Annotated in this window: 13 protein-coding genes; 9 read left to right on the forward strand and 4 right to left on the reverse strand. The window is 35.9% G+C overall.

Annotation, left to right across the window (positions count from 1 at the left end; genetic code table 11):
- Nucleotides 1-547 precede the first annotated feature (547 nt).
- The 3 genes from RU96_RS03290 to RU96_RS03300 are packed head-to-tail and all read right to left on the reverse strand — an operon-like array spanning nucleotide 548 to nucleotide 2,247.
- On the reverse strand, nucleotides 548-1,258 hold the full coding sequence (locus RU96_RS03290) for a B3/B4 domain-containing protein (protein WP_071864122.1): 711 nt from the start codon (nucleotides 1,256-1,258) through the stop codon (nucleotides 548-550).
- A gap of 1 nt (nucleotide 1,259) precedes the next feature.
- Nucleotides 1,260-1,799 (reverse strand): GNAT family N-acetyltransferase, encoded by a 540-nt coding sequence (locus RU96_RS03295; RefSeq protein ID WP_071864123.1) that lies wholly within the window; start codon nucleotides 1,797-1,799, stop codon nucleotides 1,260-1,262.
- Complete coding sequence (locus RU96_RS03300) at nucleotides 1,783-2,247, reverse strand: MarR family winged helix-turn-helix transcriptional regulator (RefSeq protein ID WP_071864124.1); 465 nt, start codon at nucleotides 2,245-2,247, stop codon at nucleotides 1,783-1,785. The genes RU96_RS03295 and RU96_RS03300 overlap by 17 nt, the downstream gene beginning before the upstream one ends.
- Before the next feature lie 187 nt (nucleotides 2,248-2,434).
- On the opposite strand from RU96_RS03300, the gene RU96_RS03305 reads away from it, so the two are divergent.
- Complete coding sequence (locus RU96_RS03305; protein ID WP_071864125.1) at nucleotides 2,435-2,845, forward strand: Ohr family peroxiredoxin; 411 nt, start codon at nucleotides 2,435-2,437, stop codon at nucleotides 2,843-2,845.
- Between the two features lie 215 nt (nucleotides 2,846-3,060).
- On the opposite strand, the gene recQ is transcribed toward RU96_RS03305, so the two are convergent.
- Nucleotides 3,061-4,806 (reverse strand): DNA helicase RecQ, encoded by a 1,746-nt coding sequence (gene recQ, locus RU96_RS03310; RefSeq protein WP_071864126.1) that lies wholly within the window; start codon nucleotides 4,804-4,806, stop codon nucleotides 3,061-3,063.
- A gap of 226 nt (nucleotides 4,807-5,032) precedes the next feature.
- Between recQ and RU96_RS03315 the strand changes: the two genes are divergently transcribed.
- The 8 genes from RU96_RS03315 (at nucleotide 5,033) to RU96_RS03350 (ending at nucleotide 14,831) form a co-directional block, all read left to right on the forward strand.
- Nucleotides 5,033-6,064 carry an ABC transporter ATP-binding protein gene (locus RU96_RS03315; protein ID WP_071864127.1) on the forward strand — a complete coding sequence of 344 codons (1,032 nt, stop codon included), beginning with the start codon at nucleotides 5,033-5,035 and terminating at the stop codon, nucleotides 6,062-6,064.
- 52 nt (nucleotides 6,065-6,116) lie between these two features.
- The gene (locus RU96_RS03320) at nucleotides 6,117-7,394 is read left to right on the forward strand and encodes an ABC transporter substrate-binding protein (protein WP_071864128.1); all 1,278 of its coding nucleotides are present in this window, start codon (nucleotides 6,117-6,119) and stop codon (nucleotides 7,392-7,394) included.
- Entirely contained in the window at nucleotides 7,387-8,259 is an 873-nt protein-coding gene (locus RU96_RS03325; protein WP_071864129.1) for a carbohydrate ABC transporter permease, read from the forward strand. Before RU96_RS03320 ends, RU96_RS03325 begins: the two co-directional genes overlap by 8 nt.
- Nucleotides 8,260-9,078, forward strand: coding sequence for a carbohydrate ABC transporter permease (locus RU96_RS03330; protein WP_071864130.1), 819 nt, complete (start codon nucleotides 8,260-8,262; stop codon nucleotides 9,076-9,078).
- A complete protein-coding gene (locus RU96_RS03335; protein ID WP_071864131.1) occupies nucleotides 9,075-10,022 on the forward strand; it encodes a prenyltransferase in 948 nt (315 codons plus the stop codon). Before RU96_RS03330 ends, RU96_RS03335 begins: the two co-directional genes overlap by 4 nt.
- Nucleotides 10,022-10,852: an ABC transporter substrate-binding protein gene (locus RU96_RS03340; protein WP_071864132.1), complete on the forward strand. Its 831-nt coding sequence runs from the start codon at nucleotides 10,022-10,024 to the stop codon at nucleotides 10,850-10,852. The genes RU96_RS03335 and RU96_RS03340 overlap by 1 nt, the downstream gene beginning before the upstream one ends.
- 697 nt (nucleotides 10,853-11,549) lie before the next feature.
- Nucleotides 11,550-11,954 (forward strand): (deoxy)nucleoside triphosphate pyrophosphohydrolase, encoded by a 405-nt coding sequence (locus RU96_RS03345; RefSeq protein WP_071864133.1) that lies wholly within the window; start codon nucleotides 11,550-11,552, stop codon nucleotides 11,952-11,954.
- A 21-nt stretch (nucleotides 11,955-11,975) separates the two neighbouring features.
- The gene (locus tag RU96_RS03350) at nucleotides 11,976-14,831 is read left to right on the forward strand and encodes a DEAD/DEAH box helicase (protein ID WP_071864134.1); all 2,856 of its coding nucleotides are present in this window, start codon (nucleotides 11,976-11,978) and stop codon (nucleotides 14,829-14,831) included.
- The last annotated feature ends 157 nt before the right edge of the window (nucleotides 14,832-14,988 follow it).

Here is a 14,988-nt window from a genome sequence, read left to right on the forward strand (position 1 = left end):
TTTTTATTTTTACCTGCACTGCTAATTTTAGCATTTTTTATAACAATAAGTTTATAAAGTTTAATGAGAGATTTTCTTATTTTTTTCTCATTTAATTTTATAAGGCAAAGAGTGAAGCAATAGGGTAAGTACTTTTTTCACAATTTTTTCTATCTTATTTTGTTATCCCCAACGAGAAAAAAACAACGAAATTTTAGTTATTATTTCATACTTGAACCAGATAGCCGTTAGTAAAATTGAAAAGAAAGTAAAACAACCCTAAAAAATAGAATGAATCTGTTTCACTCCCACACAATAAGGTGAAAATTGGCGCAATGTTTCCGCTAATTTCTGCCAATTTCTACTTACTTAATTTGTCGTAGAAACATGAACAGGTAAAACCCACTTAGTAGAAAAGCGGAGCAGGCATATTTATTCCCCGAAAAGTTACTCTTGTCATTTCATTGATGCAAAAAAAGGAAGTGTGATCAGGCTTTTCTCACACCTCCTTTGTACAGCACTTATTAAACTGATAAAGCCCGCTTTTTTCGTTTTTGCAGTTCACTACTTATAATTTCTGCTCCGGTTTTGGTTTCGTTAAAATGCCACTGGATGTTTTCACTTCGAAATAAGTTTCTATTAATTGTTGTAATTCAAGCATTGCGGCATGGGCGCGCTGAGCTTGTTTATCATTAATGGCTTCAATAACTAAAACAGCAGAGGTTGTCGTTTCTTGTAACATTGTCCGTTTAGCTTCCCGCCAGTTAAAACAACGACACACTGCTCCTTTTTCATCATAATAAATTATTTCATCGGGTAAAGCCGGTGCATCTTCATCTGCTCCTAGAGGTTGAAAGCTTTCGCCACCTTTGGCTTTTCCTAAATGGAGATCGCCTGCAATCGTATCAATGTCTTCGCCACCACATGGAACCCCATATTTTAATGAGATACTATTGTAAATATCTACCAGCGGATTAATCGGATGAAAGATGCGATCTTGGCTGGCTCTTTTTAATAACGCTTCAATCGAAGAACGGGCACCTTTTTTTGTTTTAAATTGGCTAAAAGCTTGGCGCCATTCTTGGATAACTTCATTTTGACTAAACGTTTCAGCTGTCAAAAATTTTTGCGCTTCTTTTTTACCTTTGGCTAATAAATCTGCAAAATATGCCTCTTGGGCTTCATTGATATGATTATTAAGACCACTCGCTGTAACAATAAATAACTTGGCATCTGGAAAAAGTTTCCAAAAATTTTCATCAACTTTTATTTTTTTCATTTTAAAGACCTCCACTGTTTTTGTCGTTTATTCTTTTAGTCATTATCCAATCTGTTTGGTCATCACTACCAAGAGTAAAAATGTGTTCACCCGTTTTAACAAAGCCCATTTTTTTATAAAAAGTAATCGCCGGCAGATTATATTCCCATACGCCTAACCAAAGCTGGCGTTTATTTTGAGCTTGAGCTACTTTTTCAGCAAAAGCAATCAGCTCTTGCCCTAAGCCTTGCCGCTTAAAGGCCGCCAAGATGTAGATGCGTTCAATTTCTAAAGCATCGTTTACACCTGCTTCACTTTGCGCTTCATTAATATTCAATTTTAAATAGCCCGCTAACTCATTTTGCTGGTAAATAAAATAGAAAAAAGAGTTTTGATTGGCGAGTTCTTTTTCCAATTGGGCGTAGTTGTAATTTTGTGCTAAAAAAGCAGCCAAATCTGCTGGCGTATTGTCTTTAGCAAAAGTTTCTGTAAAGGCTATTTCACTGATGGCCTTTAACTTTTTTACTTCTGTTTGTTTCACCATTTCAATCTTCACTGCCATATGGACGCACGCCTCCTTTTTTCACCAGATCCCAATCTGTGGCAACATTTTCTTCCACCCGTGCTAGATAGGCAGCTAATTGTTGTCTTTCAGGTTCACTGAAACCTTTTAGCGCAACGTCATTGGAATATTTATTTTCCGCTTGAATAATTGGCGCAAGCTTGGCCCCTTTGTTTGTGACAAAAAGTGATTTATTTTTTTTATTATCGGCTTGGATTTGCTTTTCAATCAGACCATTTTTTTCTAACTTAGCAATCGCACGAGCAGCGGTAGTGCGGTCCACTTTAATCAATTCTGCTAACTTTTCTTGAATAATACCAGGATTTTCATAAATACGGACCAAATAAAGATACTGCCCGCGGGTCAAAGAAAATTCCTTAAATTCAATATTGGCAATCGAATCTAATGCACGGGCAATTTTGCCTAAATCACGTAAAATTTCGGTCATCTAATCCCTCATTCACTAATTTTTATTGGTAGTTGTATCTTAAAATATTTTTATTGTATTTGCAACATTTATCGTAAAGCACTTCATTTTGTTTTTATTTTGAATCGTGATACGGTTAATTTAAAGGTAATAAAAATCGTTTTGTCAGATGCAGTGTCAGCGTTGTTTTTGAAAGGAAGGAAAACAGATGAAAAAAATGTCAACTTCAACAGTGATTAATACCGGTGGTCGCGAAGGTGAAAGTAAGTCTGTCACAGGTTCTTTAGATGTCTTAACAACTGGCGTAAAAAAAGAGGGGTACACCAACCCTGAAGAATTATTTGCCGCAGGTCTTGCCGCTTGTTTTAATGGTGCCATGCAATTTCCGCTAGAACGAGATGGCCTAGGGGATAAAAAAAGAGAGATTCGAGCTGAAGTCAGCTTACTTGGGGATTTACCAGATTTCACGACATTACATTTGGAAGTTGTTTTAATTGGAAAAATTGAAGGCTTAAGTAAAGAAGATACCGTAAAATATATGACCGAAACCGAAAATATCTGTCCTTATACTAAAGCCATTAAAGGCAATGTCGCAGTAAAATTTGACGCTGAAGATTAGAGCAACAACTTTGGCATCGTTTCACTTCTAAGTATAAAAATAAAAAATCCGCTGACAAAACACATCATCGTGTAGTTATCAGCGGATTTTTTTGTAAGAAAAAGGTTATATGCTATTCACAAGGAATAAAATTTGTTGTCCTTCAGAAACCTTATTTTCAAAAGTTTTACAAGAGCATAACGCTTTTATGAAATTTAATCGGCAGACGTAAGCAGCTATTTTTGTAAGAGCTCTAAGAATGCTGCGCCATATTTTTGTAATTTATTTTCCCCTACCCCTTTAATTTGCAACATTTCTAAGGTCGTTTGTGGCTGAATCTCAGCTAGTTCATACAACGTTTTATCAGAAAAAATGACATAAGGCGGTAAATTTTGTTTCGTTGCCAGTTCCAAGCGCAACTGGCGCAGTTTTTCAAACAATTCATTATCCGGTGCCAATTTTTTCACTACTTGAGCTTTCCGCATCACTTTTTGTTGTCCCAGCAAGACTTTTTTACCACTGTTTGAAATTTTCAATAAAGGAAATTGTCCTTCGGTAGGAATTAAATAACCTGCTGCTGTCAAAAAATCAATTAACTGGCTAACATCTTTTTGACTCCAGTCTTTCATTAAGCCGTAAGTTGATAACTTTTCAAAATGCCATTGGCTAATTTTTTGATCTTTTGAACCTGTTAAAACTTTGCTGATCAGGGCTTTGCCAAACCGTTCTCCCATGCGCTTAACACAAGACAGCACTTTTTGGGCATCTAATGTGATTTCTTCAACTTCTCTTTCATCTAAGCAATTACTACAACGCCCACAATCAGGGCCATCTTCTCCAAAATAGCGCAAAATGTAGCGTTGCAAACACATTTCTGTATGAGCATACTGACTCATTTCCCGTAGTTTTAAATACTCTTTTTGCTTGTAGTCTAATTCCATCTCAGAATTATCAATAAAAAATTGCTGTACTTGTAAATCTTGCGGTGCATACATCAAAATGGATTCACTCGGTAGTCCATCGCGCCCTGCTCTACCGGCTTCTTGATAGTAAGATTCAATGTTTCCTGGCGTTTGAGCATGGATGACAAAGCGAACGTTACTTTTATTAATCCCCATTCCAAACGCGTTCGTTGCCACCATCACTTTAATTTCATCAAACAAAAAAGCTTCTTGCGCTGCTGAACGTTGTGCTTCGGTTAAACCGCCATGATAATAGCCAACTTCAATTTTTTTACTTTTTAAAAGATGGTATAAGCGCTCAACTTCTTTTCTGGTGCTGGCATAAATAATGCCTGCTTGTTGCTGATTGACCCGCAAATATTCTAATAAATAACTATCTTTGCCATCTTTTACAACTTGAAAAGCTAAATTTTCCCGTGCAAAACCGGTTTGGACTTTATTATTAACCGGAATTTCCAAACTGTTTTCAATATCTTTGGCAACTTGAGGGGTTGCAGTCGCCGTTAAGGCAATCACAGCTGGTCGTTTGGGTAACGCTTTGATTTCTTGGGCCAATTGCAAATAACTTGGCCGAAAATCATGGCCCCATTGCGAGATACAATGGGCTTCATCCACAGCAATTAAACTAATTTTTTCTTGCTGTAAAAGTTGCTTAAACGAAAACATTTCAAACCGTTCTGGCGCGACATAAACTAATTTATACTTACCAATGGCTGCATCTTTTAAGCGCATACTTACTTCTGCTTGAGATAAACTACTATTAACAAAAGTAGCTGCAATACCCATTTCATTTAATGCATCCACTTGATCTTTCATTAAAGAAATTAACGGTGAGACCACTAAAGTTAAACCGTCTAATAATAATGCCGGTAATTGATAACAAATCGACTTTCCGCCACCGGTTGGCATAATGCCTAAAACATTTTCATTACGCAACACTTTTTGAATCAACTCTAATTGACCCGGACGAAAACTTTCGTAACCAAACTTTTCTTTTAATAATTGGGTTAAAACATCCACGTACTATCCTCTTCTCACTGCTAAGTTCTTTTCAGGCCTTTTTTGTCTATTCATCTTAACATGGAAAACAGCTAGAAAAAAGTAGTCAATTTTTGGGCCGACTTTTAATCTAATGCACGTTTTTTTACATTATATTTAAATGATTTTTATCACAAATGGTTTTGACGTAAAACCAAAAAAAGTGTAAGCTTGGTGAGGCGAATTTAAGGACGCTGGAGGTTTATAAATGAGTTATTTATCTTTACAAGATATTAGCAAACACTATCCTGGCAAAAAGAAAAATGCGTTACAAGATTTTTCTTTAACGGTAGAAAAAGGTGAATTTATCGCAATCGTTGGTCCTAGTGGCAGTGGCAAGTCGACGCTTTTAAATATTTTGACAGGTTTTGAAGCACCGACAACTGGTAGCGTTATTTTAGCAGATCGAAATATCACTAAAGATGCCCCAAAAGATCGGGATATGGCGCTTGTTTTTCAAGAATACGCTTTGTTTCCCCATATGACGGTGGCACAAAATATTACCTTTGGAATGAAAATCCGTAAAACTGCTAAAAAAGAACGTCAGGAAAAATTGGATTGGGTTACAAAAGAACTTGGTTTAACAGAAGTCCTAGATGTTTTACCGAAAAACTTATCCGGTGGTCAACGGCAACGAGTTTCACTAGCCCGCGCGATCGTCCGCGATCCCAAATTATTTTTAATGGATGAACCTTTATCAAACTTAGATGCCAAATTGCGGGATCAAGTCGGGGATTTAATTTTAACCACGCATAAAAAATTACAGGCGACAACATTATTTGTCACCCATTCCCAAGAAGAAGCCATGTCTTTGGCTGATCGCATTATCGTGTTAAATGACGGCGTGATTCAACAAATCGGCACGCCTCAAGCAGTTTATGAAAAACCAAAAAACCGCTTTGTGGCCGAATTTATTGGTCGGCCTGCGATTAATATGTTCTCTTTTACTAATTTACCGCCTGCCTTACAGCAACAATTTTTACAGGAGAAAGACAAACTAGCCGCAATCCGTAGTGAGCATATCCACATTCGTGAAGAAAAACACAAAGAAAGCAACCAGTCCGATCCTGTTGAAACTGGAATTGTCACAGAAGTACGTTATTATGGTGGCAATAGCATTTTGCAGTTGGATTGGCAACAGACGAAATTATTCGTTCAAACTACACAAAACCCGCCTGCATTAGGCGCGACAGTTTTATTTACGTTTGATTCACAACATTTACTATTTTTTGATAAATAAATTTATAGTACCGCTATAAATTATTTTTAATATTTTACTGGAGGAAAGAAACATGAAAAAAATTTATTTAGGTTTGACAGTGGCAGCTGCAACACTATTTTTGGCTGCTTGTGGCAGCAACAATAAAGAGGCAACAAAAGAAAACGATCAAGTTAGTGGTGAATTAACTGTTGTAACCAATCGCACAGATGCTGATAAACTGTGTGACCAAATCGAAAAAGACTTCAAGAAAAAATATCCTGAAATTAAAGATATTAAATGGGAAGCAGCTGGTACAGACTACGACCAATATATCGCTAACCGCATGAACACAGAAGATTATGGGGATGTCGTATTTATTCCTTTTTCAATGGCCGGTAAACCAGAAGATTACAGCAAGTATTTTGAAGAATTAGGAACTGTAAAAGCGCTAGAAAAAGATTATCTTGATGTCACAGAAGCTGATTACGATGGCAAAGCTTACGGCTTACCAACCGTTTTAAACTCATTAGGTCTGGTTTACAACGAAGCAGTCTTCAAAAAAGCAGGAATTGATAAATTACCTCAATCCACTGAAGAATTAATCGCTGATGCAAAAACCATTAAAGAAAAAACAGGTGCTATTCCTTTTTACACTAACTACCAACGTTTAGCCGTTTGGGCAGGTGCATTATCTTCTTACGGTGGTGAAGACTTCAAAAAAGAAATGGTAGAAAGTAAATCCGCCTTTAAAGAAGGCCAACCAATTCGTGAAGTCATGGATCTTATTTATGAATTAGCCAAAGCCGGTTTAATTGAAAAAGATCCCGTTACCTTAGAAACCCAACAAGCACAACAACAATTAGCTGACGGTAAAATTGCGATGTTAATGAGTGGCTCACAAGATGTTGCGCCATTGCAAAAATTAAGCAAAGATACGATTAACATTATGCCATTTCCACATTTATTAGATGGTAAAACCAGTCTAGCCCTTGGTGCCCCATCTGTGATTGGTATTAACAAACATTCAAAAAACAAAGTTGCCGCAAAAGCATTCTTAGATTTCTTTATTGATCCTGCTTCTGGTTTTGCTAAAGATATGGGTGGAATGACACCAGTTAAAGCCAAATTAGATGATACTGAACAAAAAGCAATCAAAGATAATAACGTTATTTTAACTGCGCCTGCAACCGATCCTGCCATTGAAGCCAAATATACTGCAATTGCAAATGAAGTCGGTGTTGGTCGTTTAACTGATGTTTTACAAAAAACAGTTAACATTGCCTTGTATCCTGATCAAAATGAAAGTTACCAAGATTACGTGAATAGCCTTGAGAAAAAATGGGAGGCTGCAGCCAAAGCTCATGAATAAGCTCAGCCTAAAAAGAGAGGAAAAGCAGACCATTCTGCTTTTTCTCTCTTTACCGCTTTTATTGTTGCTTATTTTCGGATTGTTGCCAATTGGAACGCTAATTTATAACAGTTTTACGGACTGGGACGGCTTAGCCACGGAAAAGAATTTTGTCGGGTTAAAAAATTATCTCACCATTTGGCAAGATCCTGTCTACTTGCAAGCCTTTAAAACCAATCTATTTTATTTGGGATCCGGGCTTTTGCAAATCGTGATTGCCCTAACATTAGCCATTTTACTGGCGACAAAAACTTATGGTAAAAATATTTTTAAAGCGGTTATCGTTTTTCCGATTATGATTAGCGGCGTGGCGACCTCGTTAATTTTTCGGCTGTTTTTTGAACCAGATGGCTCATTTGACCAACTGCTTCATTTTTTCCATTTAAGTAAGTACATTCGCTTTTGGCTAGGAGATCCTACTGTCGCCAATTATACGCTGGCTTTTATTTCATTATGGCGCCACTTAGGCACGAGTTTTTTACTCTATTTTGCGGCCATTCAAGGTCTGCCTGCCGTCTATCAAAAAGCAGCCAGTTTAGAAGGGGCCAACTTGTGGCAACAAACCCGTTATATTATTTTGCCTAATATTCAAACAGTTTTAAAACTGAACTTTATTTTACTGACAATTGGAGCTGTTTCCGCTTTTGAGATTCCTCTAATTATGACTAATGGTTCCAATGGCACCGCCACTTTTTTAGTGCAAACAATGAAAGTTGCCTTTGAACAAAAATTAGTCGGCTTAGGGTCTGCTTTAGCAGTGATTATGTCGTTATTTGTAATTGGGTTAAGTTATGCCCAACATCGTTTTCAAAAGGAGGCTGATTAAATGCGGATTTTGGCAAAAGTTGGCAAATATAGCTTTTTAATTTTATGGTTTTTAATCTGCTGCTATCCTTTATTAACGGTGTTTTTTGGCTCATTTAAAACTTATGAAGAGTTTAACGCCACCCGTGGGATTACGCCACCTAGTACGTGGCATTTTGAAAATTATCGGATCGCTTTTACCACCGGTAACCTCCCCCAAGCTTTTATCAATACTTTTATTTTAGTTTTTTGTGGGGTTTGTGGCAGTGTGCTAATTGGTTCGATGGTCGCTTATGTTTTAAATCGTTTTGACTTTCCTTTTAAAAAATTGGTCATTGGCGCTTACTTTCTAATTTCGATGGTGCCAATGGTAGTCTCCCAAATTTCGACCTTTAAAATTATTACCGCTTTAGGCTTTTATGACCGCTTAATTGCGCCCATTGTTATCTACTTAGGCGCAGATGTGGTGATGATTTATGTCTATTTGCAAATGTATGAAAAAATTCCAGTTGAACTAGATAAAGCGGCCCTACTAGAAGGTGCTAGTTATTTTCAAATTTACCGAAAAATCTTATTTCCATTACTACGACCGGCAACTGGGACGGGAATTATTTTGAAAATGATTAGTATTTATAACGATTTTTATATTCCGTTTTTATATTTACCCGGCTCAGAGCACGGCACTGTCGCTACCGCACTTTATCGCTTTATGGGACCCAATCAAACCAACTGGCAGGTTATTTGTGCTTTGGTTATTTTAAGTATTATTCCAATGCTAATTGTCTTTTTAGCCTTACAAAAATACATCTATGAAAGTTTAGCAGGAGGTGTCAAAAGTTGATCTGGTCTTATTTGAAAGGATTTCCCAAACGTGCTTATACGGTCATGGAAGTTCGCACCGGCTTTGCGACCGGATTACCCGTTTTAAGCGGTAGTTTTTTTGGCGCCTATTTAACCGGTGAAATTCATTGGTTACGCCTCATTTTATTTTTTATCGCTGGCTTTTGTTTTAATATTGTCGCCAATACAGCCAATGAAATGCGAGCATATTTAGCCAAAGAAGAAAACGAAGACACTTTTACCCACCATAAAGGCAGTGAAGGCCTCGTTCGCGGCGATGCTAAATTTTTTGACGCTGTCTTAGTTTTACTGTTGATGATTGGTCTTGGTGGAAGTTGCGGTTTACTTTTAGTCTTTTTAACCAAAGATTTGGTGCTACTGGCTTGGGGACTGCTTGGTTTACTCGCTGCAATCACTTATTCCTTGGGGCCAAAACCTTACCTGCTTTATCCAGTCGGCGAAATTGTCTCAGGCTTTTTTGTTGGGGGGCTAGCATGTTTTCTAGCAGGGCGCGTGCAAATGGGGGTTGGCAATACTCAACTCTTAATTTATAGCGTGATTCCCATGATTTTGACTGTCTTTTTAATGTCCACCAATAACGTCGGCGATTATGAAAAAGACCGCGGTGTACGGGTAACACTGCCGCATGTCATCGGTTTTCGCAATGCCATTTTACTGGTCATCCCAGAATTTATCATCTTATTTAGTTGCTGGCTTTATCTTTTTCTTAGCCAAACAATTCCCTGGTGGCAATTTCTTATCGGATGCCTCATTTTTTACCGCCAAGGCTACATTCGTTGGTATAAAGATTACTTGAAAATTCCAGCAGTTTACCCCGAAATGGGACGTGAATATGGGCCACGACCATTGCTGTTAATTTATCATTTTAATACGTGGATGAGCCTTTTATTTTTCATCCAAATTATCGGAAGGAAGTACTTCTAATGGAAAAAATCCGTTTAGTTCAAAATAAAATTAATCCCCTTGTTTTACCGGTAATTTTTGCCGATAAATTAGGCTATTTTGAAAAATTTAATGTCCCGGTTGATTTAACCATTGCCGAAACATTCCAATTTGCTAAAAAAAGCAGTTTTGTAGCCGGTGATGTCGATGCGATGATGGGAGACTTAACTTTTTACTTTGACTATAGAGAACAAGGTAAAGATGCGGTGGTTACCACCGATTTAACCCGTACAATCCAGCTGTTAGCAAAAAAAGATGCCCCTAAAAACGGCATGCGGGTTGGAGTTGCCCGTAAAGGTTTATTTCCTTTCTTTATGGCTTATGATTTAAAAAACATTTTAACCAACCCTGAAATTGTCTGGGTGGATAATACTTATGAACGCATCAAAATGCTAGCTGCCGGTGAAATTGACGCCTTGGTGGCTATTGAACCTTTTATCACTGATATTTTAACCAACCAAACAGATACCGAAATTTTGTGGCACTCTAAAAATTCCGATAAAAACATGGTAATGTGGTGCTTTGACCGCAAATTTTACCAGAAAAATCCTGAAACAGTCGCCAATTTCCACCGTGCATTAGAAGCAGCCGCACAAGATTTTAACGCACTAAGCGGCGATGAAAAGGTCGCCCAAGCAATAAATGTTGCCCAATATACCAAAGAAGCAGCAGAAAACATCCGCCACTTTACCTTTGAAAAACAGCACAATTATTCAGACCAAGACTTCAACTTATTAGCTGACTTCTTGTGGCAAAGTGGAAAAATTAGTGAAAAGTATCAAGCAGCAGATTGTCTAAAGGCCGTGTTTTAAGTGATACAAGTAGCTAGGCTTGGGTTATCGCTGGTATTTTTAGTGAAAATTATCTTTTATGAACTAAAACAAAAGCCCGCAAGCATAATTAAAGTAAACAAAGCTGAAATATGAAAATTTAGACTTTTAAGTGGGCTTCCTTGGTTAGATTAGAAAATCTAACCAAGGGAGCCCACTTTACTTAATTTTGAGATAGCAGTTGTAAAACTAACTCAAAATTTCTAGTTTTTTCGCGTAAGCTAGCAAAAGAACATAATCTGTTTCCAACACAAATAAATTTTCAACCTCATTTGTCTCAATTGCCATTCCCCACAATTCACTAATCGCAATAAGACGCTGCCTTCTACTAAAAGATAATCAATCAAATTTCTTTCAAAATCACCCGCTGTTTCATAGTAAACAAATTACCGGCTACACTTTTGATTTATACAAAAATTTCTTTATTTTTTACTTCAAACGAAATAACCTTCTCTTCTTCGTATAACGCTTAGCCAAAATATAAAATTTGTGATCCAAACAATTCTTTCCAACTTAAATACGCTCCCCACTTTTTGTTTTGATGAGTTATTTAATTAAACTGAGTATACCTAATGAGATGTAGCTGGAAAAGGATAGAAATTATTACTCCTATAGCTGCAATAAAAGAAGACTTATCTTATAATAAAAGAGATACTAACAAAAAGAAGGTTATTCGGTTATGAAAAAAGTAATTAAAGTTGTCGGTGCAATTTTGATCGATCCAAAAAACAAAAAAATATTATGTGCTCAACGTGGCCCCGGGCGTTCATTAGCAAACCTCTGGGAATTCCCAGGAGGAAAGATTGAACCTGGAGAAACACCTCGTGAAGCTTTAAAAAGAGAATTATCAGAAGAACTTATAGTCGATGTCGATGTCGACAAAGAAATTTTTGAAATGACTAGCTATGAATATGATTTTGGCATTGTAGAATTAACTACTTATATTTGTCATTTAAAGTTAGGAACACCAAAGTTAACGGAACATATTGCAATAAAATGGTTACCAAATAATGAGTTAGATAGTTTGAACTGGGCGCCTGCTGATATTCCTGCCGTAAGAAAATTGATTCACCACAATATCTAATTCATATATTAGGAGAAGGTTATGAACGTAAACTATCCATTAGAACAGTCTTTAAAGCGAGGATTTATAGATTACAGGATTGAAGGTTCCTCTTATGATCCAAAATTGATCATTAACCGTCCAGAAAAACAAAATTTTCTGTTAAATATATTACAAGATGAAATTGATACTTGTGAAGAGTTTTTCTTTTCAGTTGCATTTATTACGCAGGATGGCTTAAATACATTAAAAACTCATTTAGCTGATTTGGCAACTAGAGGAAAAAAAGGGAAGCTAATCACTTCTACATACTTGGAATTTAATGATCCAGATATGTTCTCTTCTTTACTGCAAATACCGAATATTGAAGTGCGAGTATCTGAAAAACCTGGTTTTCATGCGAAGGGCTATTTGTTTTCACAGAAAAATTATCATTCGTTTATTATCGGTAGCTCGAATTTAACGATGCATGCTTTAAAAATTAACTATGAGTGGAATATTCGCCTAACTTCATATGATCATGGCGAAGTCATCCAACAAGCTAAATCACAATTTCAACACGAGTGGGAAAATAGTATCCCATTGACAAATGAGTGGTTAGAGCACTATCGTAAAGTTCGTCAACCAAATTTAAACCAAAGAGATTTAAAGATTACTCAGGAATTGTCCCAATCTACAGATACTTATATCGTTGCAAATAAAATGCAAAAGGTTGCCTTAAAAAATTTACAAGAACTACGTAAAAAGGGGGCAACACGAGGTATCATCATTTCAGCAACAGGAACCGGTAAGACCTATTTAGCCGCATTAGATGTTAAACAAGCAAAACCCAAGAGAACATTATTTATTGTCCACCGCGAACAAATTTTAAATGATGCTAAAAAATCTTTTAAAAAAGTTTTACGGGAACCTGAAGAGAATTTTGGAATTTTTACAGGTAATAAAAAAGAACTCCATGCAAAGTACCTCTTTGCAACAATCCAAACAATTTCAAATCCTACTTATCAACAACTATTTAATCCTGATGATTTTGACTATATCCTAATTGATGAGGTACACAAAGCTGGTGCATTGTCCTATCGTAATACGATTGATTACTTTCAGCCTAAATTTTTACTTGGCATGACCGCAACACCTGAAAGAACAGACGGTTTCAATATTTTTGAACTTTTCGATTATAATGTTGCGTATGAAATTCGTTTGCAAGAAGCTTTAGAAGAAGATCTTCTTTGTCCGTTTCATTACTTTGGTGTTACAGACTATGAAAAAGATGGTCAAATCATTTCAGAAAAAACAGATTTGAAATTTCTAACTGCTAAAGAACGTGTAAAATTTCTAATAAAAAAAATAAACTATTACGGTGTTTCTGGCAACATTCCCCGAGGATTAGTTTTTTGTAGTCGAAAAGAAGAAGCACGCCAGTTAGCTCAACAATTTATAAACGAGGGAATTCCTTCAGTTGCGCTCACAGGAGAAGATTCTATTACTACTAGAGAATCTAAAATTGAGGAGCTTGAAAATGGAAAAATACACTATATTTTTACTGTAGATATTTTCAACGAAGGAATCGACATCCCTAAAATAAACCAAGTTATTATGCTACGTAACACCCAATCTAGTATTATTTTTATTCAGCAATTAGGTCGCGGATTACGAAAAGATCCTTCAAAAAATTTTGTAACGATTATAGACTTTATTGGAAATTATGATAATAATTATATGATTCCAATGGCTCTTTCCGGTGATGTATCTCACAACAAAGATCTTTTACGAAAAGCCACCTTTGACACTAATTATATTACCGGACTTTCGGCTATCAATTTTGAAGAAATTGCAAAAGAACAAATTTTCAATTCGATTGATATCGCTTCTTTAGATTCTATGGTCGAATTAAAACGTATTTTTTTCGCTGTAAAGACCCGCTTGAATCGAGTTCCTTATCTATTTGACTTTATTGACCAAAATAGACTTGACCCTTTTCTTATTGCCAATAAATTCACATCATATTATACCTTTTTGACTAAAATAAAAGAAAATGAAGGTCTAATTACAGCGGAGGAAAATTTGTACTTGAGCTTTTTATCTCGTGAGATTTTATCGGGTATAAGAAAACACGAAATTATCTTAATTGAAAGATTACTTCACTTAGAATCTTTGCGTCTATCGGACTTACCCAAGCTATTTCAAACGAACAATCTTCTATGTGATACAAAAACTGTATACTCCGTTTTGCGTACTCTATCTCTCCAATTTTTCACAGGAGGATTAAAAAAGACTTATTTAGGTGCAGAGATCATTTCATATAATGATGAACAAGTAATATTAACACCAAATTTTAAAGCTGCGTTAAAAAATTCTTATTTCAAAAAACTCCTATTAGATTTGTTAAAGACAAGTTTTTACAAAGCTAAAGATTTTGATGATACCGCTTTTCTGACACGTTACGCAAAATATCGTCGTCGAGATGTTTTGCGCTCTTTAAATTGGAATGAGCAAATGGTTGATCAAAATATTGGAGGATACGTTCAAAAAGATGGCCAATTTATTATCTTTGTTACTTTAGAAAAAGGTGATAATTTTAAAGGGGCACAAATGTCATACGAAGATTCTCTGGTCAATGAGTCAACTCTTCGGTGGTTTACTAAATCTCCACGTACCTTAAATTCACCAGAAGTAAAAATACTACAAAATCCTCAAGGTTGGCATGTTCATCTATTTGTAAAAAAATCAAACGATGAGGGAATTGATTTTTATTATCTTGGTGAGGTTCAACCAATTCAAGAAACAATCAAAGAACTTAAAAAGACAACTCAAAAAGGAAAACAACAAAGTGTAGTTGAGATGGATTTACACTTGTTAACACCAATTAGTTATAAATTATATAAATACCTAACATAATAAAAAGCTTTTACTAAAAATCAAAAGAATATATAAATAATAAGGGCTTGATTTACTGGAAATCTAAGCCCTTATTTTTAAAACTAGATCATTTCTAAATCGCATGAAAATAATAAAAGGAAATCAGAATAATAATCACGTTTATATTGGAGACTTT

This window comes from Enterococcus canintestini (assembly GCF_001885735.1).
GTDB lineage: Bacteria > Bacillota > Bacilli > Lactobacillales > Enterococcaceae > Enterococcus_C > Enterococcus_C canintestini.

Bases quoted from the DNA above. Each gene is read 5' to 3' on its own strand.
- RU96_RS03290 (WP_071864122.1), bottom strand. From the start codon at position 1,258: ATGAAAAAAATAAAAGTTGATGAAAATTTTTGGAAACTTTTTCCAGAT.
- RU96_RS03295 (WP_071864123.1), bottom strand. From the start codon at position 1,799: ATGGCAGTGAAGATTGAAATGGTGAAACAAACAGAAGTAAAAAAGTTA.
- RU96_RS03300 (WP_071864124.1), bottom strand. From the start codon at position 2,247: ATGACCGAAATTTTACGTGATTTAGGCAAAATTGCCCGTGCATTAGAT.
- RU96_RS03305 (WP_071864125.1), top strand. From the start codon at position 2,435: ATGAAAAAAATGTCAACTTCAACAGTGATTAATACCGGTGGTCGCGAA.
- RU96_RS03315 (WP_071864127.1), top strand. From the start codon at position 5,033: ATGAGTTATTTATCTTTACAAGATATTAGCAAACACTATCCTGGCAAA.
- RU96_RS03320 (WP_071864128.1), top strand. From the start codon at position 6,117: ATGAAAAAAATTTATTTAGGTTTGACAGTGGCAGCTGCAACACTATTT.
- RU96_RS03325 (WP_071864129.1), top strand. From the start codon at position 7,387: ATGAATAAGCTCAGCCTAAAAAGAGAGGAAAAGCAGACCATTCTGCTT.
- RU96_RS03330 (WP_071864130.1), top strand. From the start codon at position 8,260: ATGCGGATTTTGGCAAAAGTTGGCAAATATAGCTTTTTAATTTTATGG.
- RU96_RS03340 (WP_071864132.1), top strand. From the start codon at position 10,022: ATGGAAAAAATCCGTTTAGTTCAAAATAAAATTAATCCCCTTGTTTTA.
- RU96_RS03345 (WP_071864133.1), top strand. From the start codon at position 11,550: ATGAAAAAAGTAATTAAAGTTGTCGGTGCAATTTTGATCGATCCAAAA.
- RU96_RS03350 (WP_071864134.1), top strand. From the start codon at position 11,976: ATGAACGTAAACTATCCATTAGAACAGTCTTTAAAGCGAGGATTTATA.